Below are 16,653 nucleotides of genomic sequence, written 5' to 3' on the forward strand. Positions count from 1 at the left end.
CGCCGGAGCATGTGAAGTTCATCTTCGCCACCACCGAGATCCGCAAGGTGCCGGTCACGGTGCTGTCGCGCTGCCAGCGCTTCGACCTGCGGCGGATCGAGCCGGAGACGATGCTGGCGCACCTGAGCGGCATCGCCGCGCAGGAGGGGGCCGCGGTGGCACCCGATGCGCTGGCGCTGATCGTGCGCGCCGCCGAGGGCTCGGTGCGCGACGCGCTCTCGCTGATGGACCAGGCCATCGCCCATGGCGCGGGCGAGACCTCCGCGGCGGAGGTGCGCGCCATGCTCGGCCTCGCCGACCGGGGTCGCGTGCTCGATCTCTTCGAGCGGATCATGGCGGGCGAGGTGGCGGCGGCGCTGGCCGAGCTCTCGGCGCAATACGCCGCCGGGGCCGATCCGCTGGCGATCCTGCGCGATCTCGCCGAAGTCACCCATTGGGTCTCGATGGTGAAGATCGCGCCGGAGGTGGCCGACGACCCCACGATCGGCCCCGACGAACGCGCCCGCGGCCTCGATTTCGCCGAGCGGCTCGGCATGCGCGCGCTGACGCGGATGTGGCAGATGCTGCTCAAGGCGCTCGAGGAGGTCGGCCAGGCGCCCAATGCGATGATGGCGGCGGAGATGGCGGTGATAAGGCTCACCCATGTCGCCGACCTGCCGAGCCCCGAGGACCTGATCCGCCGGCTGAGCGACGCGGCGCCGGCGGCGCCCGGGCCGGCGGGCGGCGGCGGTGGCGGCACGCGGGCGGGCGGTGCCGCGCGCGCCCAGGCCGCTCCCCGGCCGCAGGCGATGGCGCAACCGGCGCCCGAGACCGCGGCGCTGGCCCGCTATGCGGCTTTCGAGGACGTGGTCGCGCTGGTGCGGGCGCGGCGGGACATGGCGCTGCTCGTGGAGATCGAGACCGGCGTGCGGCTGGTGAAATATGCGCCCGGGCGCATCGAGTTCGAACCGGCGGCCGGCGCCGCGCCCGATCTCGCCGCGCGCATCGCCGAGCGGCTCAGGACTTGGACCGGCGCGCGCTGGGGCGTCTCGATCGTGGGATCGGGCGGCGGCGCGACGCTGGCCGAGAGGGAGGCCGAGCGCAAGGGCGACCTCGAAGGCCGCGCCCGCGCGCATCCGCTGGTCCAGGCCATGCTCGCGGCCTTTCCCGGCGCGCGGATCCGCGACGTGCGGCAGTCGGAGGCGCCCACCCTGCCCTCGGCGGAGGCCGAGGCGGGCAGCGCGGAGGATGACGACGACTGGGATCCGTTCGATCCCGCATCGGAGGAGAACTGAGAGAATGCTCAAGGGGATCGGGCAGCTTGGCGACATGGCCAAGATCATGAAGCAGGCGCAGGAGATGCAGGGCCGCATGGCCGAGATCCAGGGCCGGCTCGAGGCGATCGAGGTGACCGGCGAATCCGGCGCGGGCCTCGTCAAGGCGACGGCGACGGCCAAGGGCGTGGTCCGGGCGCTTTCGATCGACCCGAGCCTCTTCAGGGCGGAGGACCGCGAGGTGGTCGAGGATCTCATCGTCGCAGCGATTCAGGACGCCCAGGCGCGCGGCGAGGCGGCCGCCAAGGAAGAGATGGGCCGGCTCACCGAGGGGCTCGACCTGCCGCCCGGCATGAAGCTGCCGTTCTGACAGCGCCGGCCGTCCTTCCGTGACCGAGGCCGAGGGCGCCGCCGTCGACCGGCTGATCGCGCTGATGGCGCGGCTTCCGGGGCTCGGGCCGCGCTCGGCGCGGCGCGCGGTGCTGGCGATGATCCGCAAGCGCGCGCTGCTGCTCGATCCGCTGGCGAAGGCCATGGCGGAGGTGGCCGCGGACGTGCGGGAATGCGGCCGCTGCGGCAATATCACCACGGCGGAGATCTGCGCGATCTGCGCCGATCCGCGCCGCGCCACCGGCGAGATCTGCGTGGTCGAGACCGTGGCCGATCTCTGGGCGATGGAGCGCGCCGGGATCTTCGGCGGGCGCTACCACGTGCTGGGCGGCGTGCTCTCGGCGCTCGACGGGGTGGGGCCGGAGGCGCTGCGCATTCCCGACCTGCTGGCGCGGGTCGCCGAGGAGGAGATCGGCGAGGTGATCCTCGCGCTCAACGCCACGATCGACGGCCAGACCACGATCCACTACATCGCCGACCAGCTCGCCCCATCGGGCGTCAAGGCCACCTCGCTGGCCAAGGGCGTGCCGATCGGCGGCGAGCTCGATTATCTCGACGACGGCACCATCGGCGCCGCACTGCTCGCCCGGCGGGTGGTCTGATCCGGGCGCCTGTCCGATACCAGCGGCCCTTCCGTCTGACGGACGCGCCGGCCCCGGGCAGGGCCGGCGCGGCCCGATTGCCACGGGTCGATCGGGCTGGGAACCTATGGCCGACCTGGGATGAGAGTTGACGGCGAGACTCGTTGGTTCAATGCATCGGGAGGCCATCGAGCCGAACCGATCGCAGCTTTCTGAGTCGACCTTCTAAAAACGACGTAATAACAATATGATAAGCCGTGTTTCACCGTGTAACGCCCCCTGGCCGGCACCGGGGATCGGTCAGGCGGCGGGCCGGGCGCGGCCGGTGATGCGGGCGGCGATCATGTCGGCGAGCTGCTCGACGGCGCGGGCATGGGCGGCCAGGAGCGCCTCGTAGCCGCCGCCTCCGGTCGGGACGGCGATGGTGAAGCGGTCGGAGGCGGTGATGCGGCCGCTGTCGTTGCCCACGACGATGTACTGGCCGGCGAATTCCACCACCCCTCCCGGCGCGCCGACGAAGCGGTCGGCGATCACCTCGACGCGCAGGCCGGGGCCGTCGAAGGCCGGCCAGGGCTCGGTGCCGACCCGCGCCCGCAGCCGCGCCTCCAGCGCCGCGACGAGATGGCGGGTCAGCGCGCGGCGCGGGGTATCGGCCCAGAGCGCGTTCTTGTTCAGCGTGACCGCGCCCGGACCGGCGAGCGTGGCGATCTCGAGCGCCTCGGCATAGGCGGGCAGGCTGATCTCCGCCACCGCGATGCTCGACACCGGGGCGGCCAGTCGCGCGACCGGCTGCGGCGGCGGCAGCAGGTAATAGTCGGGATTGGCGCAGGCGCCGAGCGCCAGCGCCGCCGCGATCGTCAGGGGCAGGGGCGGGCGCATGCTCATCTCCCGAAGAGGACCGAATTGGGGCGGCGCTCCAGCGCCGTGACGAGCGCCGTGACCGATTTCGCGGCGTCGCGGACCTCGCGCAGGAGCAGAAGCGTCTCGCGATTGACGTCCGAGCCGGGGCCGATCTGGGCGAGCGCGGCATCGGCCTGGTCGGCGACGCGGGAGAATTGCGTGACCAGCGCGGGCAGGTCGGCGGCGGCCGCGGTGATCGCGGCGGCGGCCTCGTCGGCGGAGGCGAGCGTCGCATTGACATTGGCCACCGCGCCGCCCTCGCGCAGCTCGGCGAGGATCAGCCGCAGCTCTTCCAGCGAGGCGGCGAGCCGCGGCGGCAGGCTCTCGACGCCCTCGGAGGCGAGGAAGGTGTCGAAGGTGCCGAGCACCCGGGTGCCCGAGGCGACGAGCTCGTCGAGCGGCAGCGATTCCATGCGCTGCGAGAGCGCGGTGAGATTCTCGATCAGCTCGGGCAGGTCCTCCGAGGCGCTGCTGACCTGCGCCGCCGTGGCCTCGGCGGAGGCGAGGGTCGCCCTCAGGCTCTCGCCGAGCCTCGCGGCGGCGATGTCGTCGCTCACTGCCCGCACCGAGACCAGCGTGGCATTGACGTTCTCGATGGTGCCGCCGTCGCGCAGGTCGGCGATGAGGCCGCGCAGTTCCGCCAGCGCATCGGTCACCGCCGGCGGGATCGCCGCGACCTCGTCGCTCCGGACCAGCGCATTGACGTCGTCGATGAGGGTGGTGGCCGAAGCGACGATATCCTCGAGCGGAAGCTCCCGCGCCCGCTCGGAGAGCGCGCCCACTTCCTCGATCATGGCCGGGACGCCCTCGGCGGCGGCGGTGATGCTGTCGAGCGTCGCGGTGGCCGATTGCAGGGTCGTCGCGATCTCCTCCGCGAGCTGGCGCTCGGCGAAGCCGTCGAGCAGGGCACGCGCCGAGGCGAGCGTCGCGGCGAGATCCTGCGGCGCCTGCTGGACGGCGTCGCTGCCCACCAGCGCGCGCAGGTCGGCGAGCAGGAGCCCGAGGTTCTCGGGGGCCTTGCGCACGCGCTCGTCCGTGATTAGCCGGTTGGCATTGCCGAGCAGCGTGATGACGGAGTTCATCACCTCCTCGACCGGCAGGGACTGGACGCGGTCGAGCACGCCCTCCGCCGAGGCGGCGAGGCTGCTGCCGGGGGTGGCGACGCTCGGGACTTCCGGGAAGGGCTCGGCGTCGCGGTCGAGCGTCGCGGGTTCGGCGTCGGGGATCTCGGCGAATTCGACGAAGAGGCTGCCGGTCAGGATATTGGCGCTGGCCAGCCGCGCGCGCGCGCCGCGCCGGACGGCATCGGCGATCAGGTCGAGCGCCTCTTCGCGCATGTCGCCGTCGGACGGAAGGCCCACCCGGGCGGGGTTGAGCGTCAGCACGGCGCGGACGCGCACGACCGGGCGATCGTCCACGCGCACGACTTCCGATTGCAGCTCGGTCACCTCGCCCACGGTGATGCCGAGGTATTCGACCGGCGCGCCGGTCTGGAGGCCGCGCACCGAGCCCTCGAAGAAGGTCATCACCCGCAGCAGCTCGGCCGGATCGTCGTTGAGGATGACGTTCCGCGCCGTCTTCTCGTTGGCATAGAGCCGGTAGAGATGGCCCGATTCGATCGGCTCGCCGCCGCTGGTGACTGTATCGAAGGTGATGCCGCCCTGGACCAGCGCGGCGAGGCTCTCGACATTGAGCGAGGCGCCGCCGGTGCCGAGCTCGATGGAGAATCCGGAGGCGTTCCAGAACCGGGTGGCCGAGGTCAGCCGGCGGTCGTTGGGCGCGTCGACGAAGGCGGTCACCATGACGTCGCCCGCCTCGGTCAGCTCGACCGCCTCGATCTTGCCGACCGGGATCTGCTTGAAGAGGATCGGCGCGCCCACCGAGAGCGAGCCGCCGTCGGGTGCGCTGAGCCGGATGCGGATGCCGGGCTGGCCGGCCGGCGTCAGCGGCGGAGCGCTCAGGGCGGTGAAGCGGTCCTGCGGCGCGCCGGGCTCGTCGCCGAGCTCGGCGCCGATGAAGGCGCCCGAGAGCACGGTCTCGAGCCCGGAGATGCCGCGGGGCCCGACCTGGGCGCGGACGAGCCAGAACTTGGTGTTGCTGTCCACATGCCTCGCGGCATCCTTGTGCAGCCGCGCCGAGACCACCACTTGGCTCAGATCGTCGGTGAAGCGCACGTCCTCGACCATGCCGATGGCGAAATCCTTGTAGCGCACCGTCGTCTCGCCGGCGACGATGCCGCTGGCGCTGTCGAAGAGGATCTCGATGAGCGGGCCGCGGTCGGAATAGCTCCGCCAGGCGACCCCGAGCGCGATCGCCAGCGCGACGATCGGCACGAGCCAGACCGCCGATGCCACCGGGATCCAGCGCCGCGGCACCTCCACCACCGGCTCGCTGGGCTTCAGCTCATCCATGGTCCGGCACGTCTCGCTCCACCGCATCCCAGATCAGTCGGGGGTCGAGCGATAGCGCGGAGACCATCGTGCATGCAACGGACAAAGCGAAGAAGACCGCCGCCGGGCCGGGGCGGAAGCCCACGACGAAGCCGAGATTGACCAGCGCGGCGAGGATCGCCACCACGAAGACATCGACCATCGACCAGCGCCCGATGAATTCCACGATCTCGTAGAGCAGGGTGCGCATATGCCCCGAGAGCTGCACCCGGTAGCGCAGCGAATAGGCAAGATAGCCCACGGCGATGAACTTGCCGACCGGGATCAGCACGCTGGCGAAGAAGACGACGCCGGCGATGAAATAGGCGCCGTGATGCACGAGGTCTACGACCCCGCCCACGATGGTGGAATCGGTCCTGCGGCCGAGGAAGGTGCTTTCCAGCATCGGAAAGAGATTGGCCGGGATATAGGCGATGAGGCCCGCCAGCCACCAGGCCCAGACCTTCGAGAGGCTGCCGGGCCGGCGGCTGTGGAGCACCGAGCCGCAGCGCGGGCAATGCGCGGTTCCGGGCCGCGACACGCAGCCGCAGGTCGCGCAGCCGATCAGGCCCGCCGCCCGGGCGGTCAGGACCGGCTGCGGGCTTCCAGCATGCGCCATATGGTCTTCTCGCAGAGGCTCGTGGATTCGAGCGCGACGATGAGCACGATCAGGGTGAGCTCCCAGAAAGCCGGGCCGAGGCTCACAGTCGCCATGCCGCCGATCTTCACCAGGGCCACCACAACGCCGATGATGAAGACCTCGGCCATCGACCAGGGCTTGAGCCGGCTGGCAAAGCGGAAGGCGCGCTTCGCGCCCGGCAGGGCGGGCCGGCCCAGCCGCAGCGGCACCAGCGCCCAGCCGAGCGCCGCGGCACGGGTCACCGGCAGCACCACGATCATCAGGATCACCGCCAGCGCCAGCGGGGCGGTGATCCCTTGGGAGAAGGCGAAGGCCACGTCCACCAGCGAGGCGGCGCTGCGAAGCCCCTTGGCCGAGATCTCCAGAAAGGGAAAGAACACCGCCGAGATCACCAGGATCACCGTCGCGAGCGCGCCGCCGAGGATGCTGTCGAGCGCGCCGCGCGGGGCGCGCAGGAGCACGCTGCCGCAGCGCGCACAGCGCATCCTGCCGTGCATGGGAGGGCCGGCGCCGACGGAATGCAGCGCGTCGCAGACGGTGCAGGCGATCACCTCGCCGCCGGCCTCGAGGATCCGGGCGGCGCGGTCGCCCTCGGCCGTTCCTGCTGCAATCCCGCCGCCGTCCGCGATCGCGGCCGTGCGGGTCATCCGGGGCTCATGCCCCGCAGCTTCTCGGAACGCCGACGCAGCAGTTCGAGCACGGTCAGCAGCACCACGGAGATGGCGATGAGGATGGTGGCGACCGCGAGGATGGTGGGCGAGATCTGCTCGCGCAGGCCGATGAACATCTGCCACGGCAGGGTCTTCTGCGCCGCCGAGCCGACGAAGAGCACCACCACCACCTCGTCGAAGGAGGTGATGAAGGCGAAGAGCGCCCCGGAGATCACCCCCGGCAGGATCAAGGGCATCTGCACCTTGAAGAAGGTCCGCACCGGGCCCGCGCCCATGTTGGCGGCGGCGCGCACCAAGCTGCGGTCGAAGCCGACCAGCGTTGCGGTGACGGTGATGATCACGAAGGGGATGCCGAGGGCGGCATGGGCCAGCACCACCCCCCAATAGGTGCCCTGCAGGCCGATGCGCGAATAGAAGAAATACATCCCCGCCGCCGAGATGATCAGCGGCACGATCATCGGCGAGATCAGGATCGCCATGATCGCGCCGCGGAACGGCACATGCGGCTGGCTCAGGCCCACGGCGGCCAGCGTCCCGAGCGCCACCGCGAGCAGCGTGGCCACCGGCGCGATGGTCACCGAATTGCGCAGCGCCTGCTGCCAGTCGGGGTTCGAGAAGAAGTCCTGGTAGTGCTTGAGCGAATAGGCCTCGGGGTTCAGCGCCAGCATCCTCTTGGTGAAGGTGAAGAAGTTCTCGGCGTTGAAGCTCAGCGGGATGATCACCAGGATCGGCATGATCAGGAAGAACAGCACCGCCACGCAGATGGCGCGGAAGCCCCAGTACCAGAGGCGCTGGCCGGTGGAGGCATAGGGCGGGAGAGCGGCCATGTCGCGTTACCCCAGCTTGACGTTGTCGATGCCGACCATGCGGTCGTAGACCCAGTAGAGCGCCAGCACCACGATGAGCAGCATCGTCGCCAGCGCCGCCGCCAGTCCCCAGTTGAGCGAGATGGAGATGTGGTAGGCGATGCGGTTGGAGATGAAGATGCCCGAGGTGCCGCCGACCAGTTCCGGTGTGATGTAATAGCCGATCGACAGGATGAAGACGAGGATCGCCCCGGCGCCGACGCCGGGCACCGATTGCGGGAAATAGACCCGCCAGAACGCGGTCCAGTCATTGGCGCCCAGCGATTTCGCGGCGCGCAGATAGGAGGGCGGGATGGTCTTCATCACCGAATAGAGCGGCAGGATCATGAAGGGCAGCAGGATATGGGTCATGGCGATGATCGTGCCGGTGGCGTTGTTGATCATCACCAGCCGGTTCGCGTCCGATATGAGGCCGATCCAGACCAGCAGGTCGTTGATCACGCCCTGCTGCTGGAGCAGCACCTTCCAGGAGGCGGTGCGCACCAGGAGCGAGGTCCAGAACGGCAGCAGCACCAGGATCATGATCAGGTTGGAGGTCCTGAGCGGCAGGATCGCCAGGAGATAGGCGATCGGATAGCCGAGCAGCAGGGTGAAGAAGGTGATCGTCAGGCTGAGGAGCATGGTGCGCAGGAACAGCATGACGTAGATGCGCTGGGACGCGGGCTTCAGCTCCGGCCCGTCGACGGTCTTCTGCATGTCGATGGCGTTGAGCAGGTAGCCGTCGGTATAGGCGCCGGAATAGAGCTTGATGGTGCGCCAGGTCTCGATGTCGCCCCAGTCCTTGTCCATGTCGATGAACTGGGCCTCGTAAGGCTCGTCGGCATTCATCCTGCCCGCGCCGCGACCGGCGGCGCGCAGCAGCGAGGACATGCCGGAATCCTCGTAGTTCAGCCGCGATCCGAGGCGCGTGTGGGTCTTTGCCTCCGCCGCCACGACCAGGTCGTCGTGCAGGGCGGCAAAGACCGGCTCTCCGGGGAGCGCGTCGCCCTTCGCGTCCCAGTCCTCTAGCGCCACGACGGTCTTCGGCAGGGTGTCCGGCACGATCTGGTTCTCGACCGAGCGGAAGAGCATGTCGGCGATCGGCATCAGGAAAGCGATGACGATGAAGGCGAGGAGCGGCGCGATCAGCATCAGCGCCCGCAGCTTCTGCGCGCGCAGCGCCCGGCGCAGGCTGACCTTGAGCGGAGTGCCGTCGGCGGCCAGCACCGACCCCCTCGCCTGATCCGCGGTGGCTTGGGTCATGGCTCTGCCGCCTTTCCTCGCTTGGGCGGGCGGGGTGCGTCCCCGCCCGCCCGATGTGGTCCTACTGGGTCAGCCAGGCCTGGAACTTGGCATCCAGGTCGTCGCGATGGTCCGCCCACCAGCCGTAGTCGTAGAGGTGGGTGTTGGTGGCATTGGCCGGATCCGTGGGCATGTGCGGCGCCATGTCGACGCCGAGCACCTCGCTGAAGCCCACCAGAGGTGCCGACGAACTGCGCGCCGGGCCGTAGGAGATGTACTGCGCCTGGTCGGCCAGCCTCTGGGTGTCGGTGGCGAAATAGAGGAAGTCCAGCACCCGGTTCAGCCGGTCCTCGGGGAGATCCGCCGGGATCGTCCAGCCGTCGAGGTCGAAGTCCTGCATGTCCCAGAGCATGGCGATCGGCTGGTTCTGCTCGACGATCGCCGAGAACAGACGGCCGTTGAAAGTCGAGCCGATCACCACCTCGCCGTCGGCGAGGAGCTGCGGCGTCTCGGCGCCGGCGGTCCACCAGACCACCTGGTCCTTGATGGAATTGAGCTTGTTGAACGCGCGCTCGATGCCTTCGTCGGTCCCGAGCACGTCGTAGATCTCCTCCTTGGCGACACCGTCGCAGTAGAGCGCCCATTCCATGTTGTCGATCGGACGCTTCTGCAGCGCGCGCTTGCCCGGGAAGGTCTCGAGGTCGAAGACGTCGCAGACCGTGGTCGGCACCTTGCCGCCCCAGTCGGCCACGTCGGTGCGGTATCCGAAGGTGGTCGAATAGACGATCTGCGGAACGAAGCAGTCGTTGATGAGCAGGTCGCCGAAATCCTCCGACGCCGGCGTGCCGTCCGGCGCCGGCGCCAGGACCGCGTCGATGTCGTCGAACTCCATCACCAGGCCCTCGTCGCACATGCGGATGGCGTCGGAGGCCAGCGTGTCGACGAGGTCCCAGGTGACGTTGCCCGCCTCGGCCATGGCGCGCATCTTGGCCACCGATTCCGCGGAGCTCTCGTCCATCACCACCGTCAGCTCGGGGTGCATGGCCTTGTAGGGCTCGATATAGGCCTTGACCTGGCTGTTCTGGTAGGCGCCTCCCCAGGAGACCACGGTCATGGTGTTGGCGCAATTCTCGCAGGTCGCCTGGTCCTGCGCCATCATGGCGGCCGCCGGCAGGAGGGCGAGGGCGGTCGCTCCGAATAGGTGTCTGGTTTTCATCATGATACTCCCTGTGTACTGTACCCGGACTTCTTCTCGGCCGGCTGCGCGCCTCCGGTCGGGCGCGCGGCCGGCGTTCGTCATGCTGCTTCCAGCGCGCGGCAATCCTGCGGCAGCCAGCCGACGTCGATGACCTCGCCCGGCCGGAGCCGGCGCTGACCGACCGCATTGCGGCACTTGATGACGAAGTTCTCGTTCCCGGCGATCCGCAGGCGCACGCGGAAGATGTCGCCCATGTAGATGAATTCGAGCACCTCGGCCTTGACGGTATGGGTTCCCTCCGGCAGCCGGGCGGGGTTGAACTCCGCCCGCTCGGGCCGGATCGAGAGCAGGGTCCGCTCGCCGGGCCTGGAGACATTGACCGGCAGCGCGTCGATCACCGAGCCGTCGCCGAGGCGCACGGTGCATTTGCCCTCGGCGATGGTCTCGACCGTTCCTTCGAGGGTGTTGTTCTCGCCGATGAACTGCGCGACGAAACCGTTCTCCGGCCGCTCGTAGAGATCCTCGGGCGGCGCCAGCTGCTGGATGCGCCCGTCGTTGAAGACGGCGATCCGGTCCGACATGGTCAGGGCCTCGCCCTGGTCGTGGGTGACATAGACCACGGTGACGCCGAGTTGCTCGTGGATATGCTTGATCTCGAACTGCATGTGCTCGCGCAACTGCTTGTCGAGGGCGCCGAGCGGCTCGTCCATCAGAACCAGTTCGGCATCGAAGACCAGCGCCCTGGCCAGCGCGATGCGCTGCTGCTGGCCGCCCGAGAGCTGTGCCGGGCGGCGGCCGGCGAAGGCGCCCATCTGCACCATGTCGAGCGCGCGCTTGACCTTGGCCTCGATGTCGGCCTTCGACATCTTGCGCACCTCGAGGGGGAAGGCGAGGTTCTCGCCCACGGTCATGTGCGGGAAGAGCGCGTAGTTCTGGAACACCATGCCGATGCCGCGCTTGTGCGGCGGAATGTTGTTGATCGGTCGGCCGGCGAGGCGGATGTCGCCGTGGGTCGCGGTCTCGAAGCCCGCGAGCATCATCAGGCAGGTGGTCTTGCCCGATCCCGAGGGCCCGAGCATGGTCAGGAACTCGCCCTGGCCGATGTTGAGGTTCAGATCCTTTACGACGAGGGTCTCGCCGTCGTAGCTCTTCTGGACGTGTTCGAATACGACGAACGCCCCGTTGCCGTGTCCGGCATTCATGCAGCCACCCTGTCTTCCGCTCGTTTCTCTGGTCGGATCCGTAATTGGCGGAATGTTAATCACATCGCCGCGCGGGACGCAATTACCATGCAGAATGGCGGCTCCGTTGCCTCCCGGCGACGGTTTCGCTCGCCGTTGCGCTTGCGTTTTGGCCGGCGAGCGAATCTATTGTCCCGCAAGGCCGGCGGGGGAGTGAGCCATCAGTACTTTCAACGAAATGTATGATGGAAAGCGGGTCCGGCCGGCTTATGCCAAGCTGCTGGACTGGGTGGAATCGACCTCGCCCGAGGCGCTTTCGCAGAAGCAGCGGCAGGCCGAGGCGCTCTTCCGGCGCATCGGCATCACCTTCGCGGTCTATGGCGAGGGCGGCGATACCGAGCGGCTGATCCCCTTCGACATGATGCCCCGGGTCTTCACCGAATACGAGTGGCGGCGGCTGGAGAGAGGGGTCAAGCAGCGGGCGCGCGCGCTCAACGCCTTCCTCTACGACGTCTATCACCGCGCCGAGATCACCCGCGCGGGGATCATCCCCGCGGATCTGGTGTTCCGCAACGAGGCCTACGAGCCGGCGGTGGTCGGGATCGACCCGCCGGCCGGGGTCTATTCCCATATCGTCGGCATCGACCTCGTGCGCACCGGGCCCGAGGAATTCTTCGTGCTGGAGGACAATTGCCGCACGCCCTCGGGCGTGAGCTACATGCTCGAGAACCGCGAGATCATGATGCGGATGTTCCCCGATCTCTTCCGGGCGACGCGCATCGCGCCGGTGGACGACTACCCCGACCGGCTGCGCCGCACCCTGGCGAGCGTGGCGCCGGCGAGCTGCGAGGGGCAGCCGGTGAGCGTGCTGCTGTCGCCCGGCGCCTTCAACAGCGCCTATTACGAGCATTCCTTCCTCGCCGACCAGATGGGCATCGAGCTGGTCGAGGGGCAGGACCTCTTCGTCCAGGGCGATTTCGTCTACATGCGTACCACCGAGGGTCCCAGGCGCGTGCACGTGATCTACCGGCGGCTCGACGATTCCTTTCTCGACCCGCTCTGCTTCCGGCCCGAATCGATGCTCGGCGTTCCGGGGCTGATGAACGTCTATCGCTCGGGCGGGGTGGCGATCGCCTCGGCGCCGGGGGCGGGCGTCGCCGACGACAAGGCGGTCTATATCTACGTGCCCGAAATGATCCGCTTCTATCTCGGCGAGGAGCCGATCCTGAAGAACGTGCAGACCTGGAAATGCGCCGATCCCTCGGACCGCAAGTTCGTGCTGGAGAACCTCGCGGATCTGGTGGTCAAGGAGGTGCACGGCTCGGGCGGCTACGGCATGCTCGTGGGGCCGAAATCGACCAAGGAGCAGGTCGCCGCCTATGCCGAGCGCATCAAGGGCGATCCGGCGGCCTTCATCGCCCAGCCGACCCTGGCGCTCTCCACCTGCCCGACCTTCGTCGACGAGGGGCTCGCGCCGCGCCACGTGGACCTGCGCCCCTTCTGCCTGGTGGGGCGCGAGGTGCATCTCTGCCCTGGCGGCCTGACCCGGGTGGCGCTGAAGGAAGGCTCGCTCGTGGTGAACTCGTCGCAGGGCGGCGGGGTCAAGGACACCTGGGTTCTGGCGGATTGACGGCATGCTAAGCAGGACCGCGGAAAATCTCTTCTGGCTCGCGCGCTACATGGAGCGGGCCGAAACCATGGCGCGGCTGCTGGAGGTCGGCTACCGCATGGGGCTCATGCCCTCGGAGGGCACGGGCTACCGCAACGAATGGGCCTCGCTGGTCTCGGCCGCGGGCTCGGCCAGGGGCTTCGGCGCGAAGTTCGGCGAGGAATTCCACCAGCGCGACGTGGAGACCTGGCTCTTCTTCGACCGCGAGAACCCCTCGAGCGTGATCTCCTGCATCGAGACCGCGCGCCAGAACGGCCGCGCGGTGCGCACCGCGCTCACCACCGAGATGTGGGACGCGCTCAACGGCGCCTATCTCGACCTGCGCGAGATCGAGCGGCGGCCGCGGTCCGAGGCGCTACTGCCGGAGCTCTGCGAATGGACCAAGCGCCAGGGCGCGCTCTTCCGGGGCGCCACCGAAGGCACGCATCTGCAGAACGACGGCTACGATTTCCTGAACCTCGGCTGGTATCTCGAACGCGGCGACAACACCGCGCGGCTGCTCGACGTCAAATACTACGTGCTCTTACCGACGACCGACATGGTCGGCGGCTCGATCGACACCTACCAGTGGACGACGCTCCTGCGCGCGCTCTCGGCCTATCGCGCCTTCCACTGGGCCTATGGCGGCGAATACTCGCCCCGCAAGATCGCGCATTTCCTGATCCTGAACCCTTCCTGCCCGCGCTCGCTGCTGCATTGCCTCGACATGGCGGGATACCACCTCGACCGGTTGGCGAAGGCCTATGGCAGCAGGACCACCGCCCACGACCGGGCAGAGGCCGCGCTGGGCGAACTGACGGCCGCCAAGGTCGAGGACGTGATCGGCGAAGGCCTGCACGAGTTCCTCACCCGCTTCGTCAACCAGAACGCCGCGCTCGGCCAGGACGTGGCGGACGGCTATCTCTTCGGGATCCAGTAGATGCGCCTGTCGGTCCGGCACACGACGATCTACCGTTTCGACGCACCGATGCGCTTCGTCACCCAGAGCCACCGGCTCACGCCCTCGACCTGCGCCAGCCAGCGGATCGTCGCCTGGGAGGTCGGGGCCGAGGGGGCGGTCTTCGGCGCGAGCTTCGTGGACGGCGCCGGCGACCGGGTCACCACCATGACCGTGGAGGGGCCGGTCGAGCGCATCGACGTGACCGTGACCGGCGAGGTCGAGACCATCGACGCGGCGGGCGTGCTGCGCGGCCACCGCGAGATCATCTCGCCGCGGACCTACCTGCGGCCGACCCAGCGGACCAAGGCGAACGGTGCGCTCGGCGAGCTCGCCGCCGAGGCGCTGGCCGCCGCGGGCGAGGAGGGCGATCTGGGCCGGGCGCATCTTCTCGCCGCGGCGGTGGCCGAGGCGATCGCCTATGCGCCGGGCACCACCGAGGCCCATACCACCGCCGCGGAGGCGCTCGAACAGGGGCGGGGGGTCTGCCAGGACCATGCCCATGCGATGATCGCGCTGGCCCAGAGCGTGGGCATGCCGGCGCGCTACGTCACCGGCTATCTGCTGACCGGCGGCGAGGAGGGAATGGGCGAGGCCAGCCACGCCTGGGCCGAGCTGCATGTCGAGGGCCTCGGCTGGGTCGGATTCGATCCTGCCAACCGCTGCTGCCCGGACGATCGCTACATCCGCCTGGGATCGGGGCGCGACGCGCTTGATGCCGCGCCCATTCGTGGGGTATCGCGCGGAGGTGGGACGGAGGCGATGGACGTCACGGTGGTCGTGGCGGCGCAGCAGTAATCCGGGGCCGGAGCGGGGACATGACCTATTGCGTGGGCCTTCTGCTCGACGCCGGCATCGTGATGCTGTCGGACACGCGGACCAATGCCGGCGTCGACAACATCGCGATCTATCGCAAGATGTTCGTCTACGAGGAGCCCGGCGAGCGCGCCCTGGTGATGCTGACCTCGGGCAATCTCTCCATCACCCAGACGGTCATGGCCAAGCTCGAGCATGCGATCGAGGATCCGGAGGCCACGGGCGCCACCTCGATCCTGCTCGCCGAGACAATGCTCGAGATCGCCGAGATCGTCGGCCGCACCCTGAACGAGGTCAGCGTCGCCGTGGGCGACCGCATGAGCAAGATGAACCAGTCCGTGACCGCGCTGATCCTGCTCGGCGGTCAGCGCAAGGGCGGCCAGATGCGGCTCTTCATGATCTATCCCGAGGGGAATTTCATCGAGGCCACCGAGGACACGCCCTATCTCCAGATCGGCGAGCACAAGTACGGCAAGCCGATCCTCGACCGCGTGGTGACGCGGGCGACCTCGCTCGAGGACGGGCGCAAGGCGGTGTTGCTCTCGATGGATTCGACGCTGCGCTCCAACCTCTCGGTCGGCATGCCGCTCGATCTCGCGATCATCCACGCCGGATCCTGCCGGATCGACCGGCGCGAGCGCATCATGCCCGGCGATCCGGATTTCAGCGCCATGTCCGAGGCCTGGAGCCAGGCGCTCCGCGACGGCTTCCTGAACTTGCCGTGACGGCTGTCGTCTGTGCGCGTCATCGCCACGCGCCGTGGTCCGTCACCCGAACTGCGCATCCCCCGTCGCCGCGGTTCCCGCCACGCGCACGGGGCTATGGCCGAACGATCCCTCCGGGTCAGCAGGCCGAACCCGGTCGGACGTGCCGATCGGGAGGGTCCGGCGGGGCGCAAGCCGCCGGGACCGGGTGAAATGAAAAACTTTCAGGCAAGGAGCCAAAGGAAATGAGACTTCCCATCGCGATGATCGCAACCGCGGCCGCCCTCATGGCGGCGCCGGCCTTCGCCGAACTCGGCGTCGAGTTCGGCGTGCTGACCTGCAAGCTCAAGGACGTGCACAACGACATCGTCTACACGAGCGAGAAATTCGCCTGCGACTACAAGCCAAAGACCGGCGACGCCCAGACCTACGAGGGCGAGATCAAGAGCGTCGGCGTTGATCTCTCGGTTACCGAGGACACGACGCTGGTCTGGGGGGTAGTGGCGACCGGCGAAGGCACCAAGGCACCCGACTCGCTCAAGGGCTCGTTTTTCGGCGGAACTGCCGCGGCGGAAGTCGGCGCCGGGGCGGGCGCAGGTGTCCTCGTTGGCGGCGGCGACAAGTCGATCGCGCTGAATCCGATCAGCGTTTCGGGCGTCGAGGGCGTGGGCGCGTCGCTCGATCTCTCGGAATTCGAGCTGCGCTGAACGCACAGCGACTCCCGGCGCGTCCGCGCCGGGGCCGTCTCATATCATGTTAGCGCGGCCCGATCGGCGAGTGTCGATCGGGCAGGCGATCCCTGACTCGCACAGGGAAGAGTCACCCTACAGACCGTTGGTACAGCGCCGTGGCGCTAGGGAAGGGCCGTCTCAGGCCGCGGGCATCGCCGTCTCGACCAGCCTTACCCAATAGGAACAGCCGACCGGGATGAGGGCATCGTCGAAATCGTACTCCGGGTGGTGCAGCCTCGCGCTGTCGCCGTTGCCGAGGAAGATGAAGGCGCCGGGGCGCGCGTTCAGCATGTAGGAGAAATCCTCGCCGCCCATGATCGGCGGGGTCTCGGTGTCGACCCCGCCGGCGACTTCCGCCGCGACCTGCGCCGCGAAGGCGGCGCGCCCGGCGTCGTTGGCGGTGACCGGAAAGCCCGGCCGGAAATCCAGCACCCCCTCCGCACCATAGGCCCGGCCGACGTTCGGG

General features: G+C 68.9%; 17 protein-coding genes. 8 read left to right on the forward strand and 9 right to left on the reverse strand.

Features of this window, described 5'->3' with window-relative positions; translation table 11 throughout:
• From V7050_RS09230 to recR, 3 genes are all read left to right on the forward strand, one after another.
• A partial coding sequence (locus tag V7050_RS09230) for a DNA polymerase III subunit gamma/tau (protein WP_324410474.1) occupies positions 1-1,274 on the forward strand: 1,274 nt, incomplete at its 5' end.
• A gap of 4 nt (positions 1,275-1,278) precedes the next feature.
• Entirely contained in the window at positions 1,279-1,623 is a 345-nt protein-coding gene (locus tag V7050_RS09235; RefSeq protein WP_324369185.1) for a YbaB/EbfC family nucleoid-associated protein, read from the forward strand.
• 19 nt (positions 1,624-1,642) lie between these two features.
• Positions 1,643-2,245 (forward strand): recombination mediator RecR, encoded by a 603-nt coding sequence (gene recR / locus V7050_RS09240; protein WP_324369183.1) that lies wholly within the window; start codon positions 1,643-1,645, stop codon positions 2,243-2,245.
• A 279-nt stretch (positions 2,246-2,524) separates the two neighbouring features.
• Here recR and V7050_RS09245 read toward each other — a convergent pair whose 3' ends face one another.
• From V7050_RS09245 to V7050_RS09280, 8 genes are all read right to left on the reverse strand, one after another.
• Entirely contained in the window at positions 2,525-3,103 is a 579-nt protein-coding gene (locus V7050_RS09245; RefSeq protein WP_324369181.1) for a PqiC family protein, read from the reverse strand.
• Positions 3,104-3,105: 2 nt separating this feature from the next.
• Complete coding sequence (locus V7050_RS09250; RefSeq protein ID WP_324374572.1) at positions 3,106-5,535, reverse strand: PqiB family protein; 2,430 nt, start codon at positions 5,533-5,535, stop codon at positions 3,106-3,108.
• Positions 5,528-6,172 (reverse strand): paraquat-inducible protein A, encoded by a 645-nt coding sequence (locus V7050_RS09255; protein ID WP_324367033.1) that lies wholly within the window; start codon positions 6,170-6,172, stop codon positions 5,528-5,530. The genes V7050_RS09250 and V7050_RS09255 overlap by 8 nt, the downstream gene beginning before the upstream one ends.
• Positions 6,139-6,840: a paraquat-inducible protein A gene (locus tag V7050_RS09260; RefSeq protein WP_324367035.1), complete on the reverse strand. Its 702-nt coding sequence runs from the start codon at positions 6,838-6,840 to the stop codon at positions 6,139-6,141. The genes V7050_RS09255 and V7050_RS09260 overlap by 34 nt, the downstream gene beginning before the upstream one ends.
• Complete coding sequence (locus V7050_RS09265) at positions 6,837-7,691, reverse strand: ABC transporter permease (RefSeq protein WP_324367037.1); 855 nt, start codon at positions 7,689-7,691, stop codon at positions 6,837-6,839. The genes V7050_RS09260 and V7050_RS09265 overlap by 4 nt, the downstream gene beginning before the upstream one ends.
• 6 nt (positions 7,692-7,697) lie before the next feature.
• A complete protein-coding gene (locus V7050_RS09270) occupies positions 7,698-8,972 on the reverse strand; it encodes an ABC transporter permease (protein ID WP_324367039.1) in 1,275 nt (424 codons plus the stop codon).
• 61 nt (positions 8,973-9,033) lie between these two features.
• Positions 9,034-10,167 carry an extracellular solute-binding protein gene (locus V7050_RS09275; protein ID WP_442885581.1) on the reverse strand — a complete coding sequence of 378 codons (1,134 nt, stop codon included), beginning with the start codon at positions 10,165-10,167 and terminating at the stop codon, positions 9,034-9,036.
• Between the two features lie 80 nt (positions 10,168-10,247).
• Entirely contained in the window at positions 10,248-11,351 is a 1,104-nt protein-coding gene (locus V7050_RS09280; protein WP_324367041.1) for an ABC transporter ATP-binding protein, read from the reverse strand.
• Between the two features lie 217 nt (positions 11,352-11,568).
• Between V7050_RS09280 and V7050_RS09285 the strand changes: the two genes are divergently transcribed.
• From V7050_RS09285 to V7050_RS09305, 5 genes are all read left to right on the forward strand, one after another.
• Positions 11,569-12,960 (forward strand): circularly permuted type 2 ATP-grasp protein, encoded by a 1,392-nt coding sequence (locus V7050_RS09285; RefSeq protein WP_324367044.1) that lies wholly within the window; start codon positions 11,569-11,571, stop codon positions 12,958-12,960.
• A 4-nt stretch (positions 12,961-12,964) separates the two neighbouring features.
• Positions 12,965-13,918, forward strand: a complete 954-nt coding sequence (locus V7050_RS09290) for an alpha-E domain-containing protein (RefSeq protein ID WP_324367046.1) — start codon at positions 12,965-12,967, stop codon at positions 13,916-13,918.
• On the forward strand, positions 13,919-14,734 hold the full coding sequence (locus V7050_RS09295) for a transglutaminase family protein (RefSeq protein ID WP_324367049.1): 816 nt from the start codon (positions 13,919-13,921) through the stop codon (positions 14,732-14,734). It abuts the gene before it with no gap.
• A 20-nt stretch (positions 14,735-14,754) separates the two neighbouring features.
• Complete coding sequence (locus V7050_RS09300; RefSeq protein WP_324367051.1) at positions 14,755-15,477, forward strand: peptidase; 723 nt, start codon at positions 14,755-14,757, stop codon at positions 15,475-15,477.
• Positions 15,478-15,701: 224 nt separating this feature from the next.
• A complete protein-coding gene (locus V7050_RS09305; RefSeq protein ID WP_324367053.1) occupies positions 15,702-16,163 on the forward strand; it encodes a DUF992 domain-containing protein in 462 nt (153 codons plus the stop codon).
• A 162-nt stretch (positions 16,164-16,325) separates the two neighbouring features.
• Here the strand turns inward: V7050_RS09305 and V7050_RS09310 are convergent.
• On the reverse strand, positions 16,326-16,653 hold a 328-nt coding region (locus tag V7050_RS09310; RefSeq protein ID WP_324410476.1), incomplete at its 5' end, for a M20/M25/M40 family metallo-hydrolase.

The organism is Amaricoccus sp. (genome assembly GCF_036846665.1).
Classification (GTDB): domain Bacteria; phylum Pseudomonadota; class Alphaproteobacteria; order Rhodobacterales; family Rhodobacteraceae; genus Amaricoccus.

Coding starts and splice junctions, on each gene's coding strand:
- V7050_RS09235 (WP_324369185.1), top strand. CDS start 1,279: ATGCTCAAGGGGATCGGGCAGCTTGGCGACATGGCCAAGATCATGAAG.
- V7050_RS09245 (WP_324369181.1), bottom strand. CDS start 3,103: ATGCGCCCGCCCCTGCCCCTGACGATCGCGGCGGCGCTGGCGCTCGGC.
- V7050_RS09250 (WP_324374572.1), bottom strand. CDS start 5,535: ATGGATGAGCTGAAGCCCAGCGAGCCGGTGGTGGAGGTGCCGCGGCGC.
- V7050_RS09255 (WP_324367033.1), bottom strand. CDS start 6,172: ATGGCGCATGCTGGAAGCCCGCAGCCGGTCCTGACCGCCCGGGCGGCG.
- V7050_RS09260 (WP_324367035.1), bottom strand. CDS start 6,840: ATGACCCGCACGGCCGCGATCGCGGACGGCGGCGGGATTGCAGCAGGA.
- V7050_RS09265 (WP_324367037.1), bottom strand. CDS start 7,691: ATGGCCGCTCTCCCGCCCTATGCCTCCACCGGCCAGCGCCTCTGGTAC.
- V7050_RS09270 (WP_324367039.1), bottom strand. CDS start 8,972: ATGACCCAAGCCACCGCGGATCAGGCGAGGGGGTCGGTGCTGGCCGCC.
- V7050_RS09275 (WP_442885581.1), bottom strand. CDS start 10,167: ATGAAAACCAGACACCTATTCGGAGCGACCGCCCTCGCCCTCCTGCCG.
- V7050_RS09280 (WP_324367041.1), bottom strand. CDS start 11,351: ATGAATGCCGGACACGGCAACGGGGCGTTCGTCGTATTCGAACACGTC.
- V7050_RS09285 (WP_324367044.1), top strand. CDS start 11,569: ATGTATGATGGAAAGCGGGTCCGGCCGGCTTATGCCAAGCTGCTGGAC.
- V7050_RS09290 (WP_324367046.1), top strand. CDS start 12,965: ATGCTAAGCAGGACCGCGGAAAATCTCTTCTGGCTCGCGCGCTACATG.
- V7050_RS09295 (WP_324367049.1), top strand. CDS start 13,919: ATGCGCCTGTCGGTCCGGCACACGACGATCTACCGTTTCGACGCACCG.
- V7050_RS09300 (WP_324367051.1), top strand. CDS start 14,755: ATGACCTATTGCGTGGGCCTTCTGCTCGACGCCGGCATCGTGATGCTG.
- V7050_RS09305 (WP_324367053.1), top strand. CDS start 15,702: ATGAGACTTCCCATCGCGATGATCGCAACCGCGGCCGCCCTCATGGCG.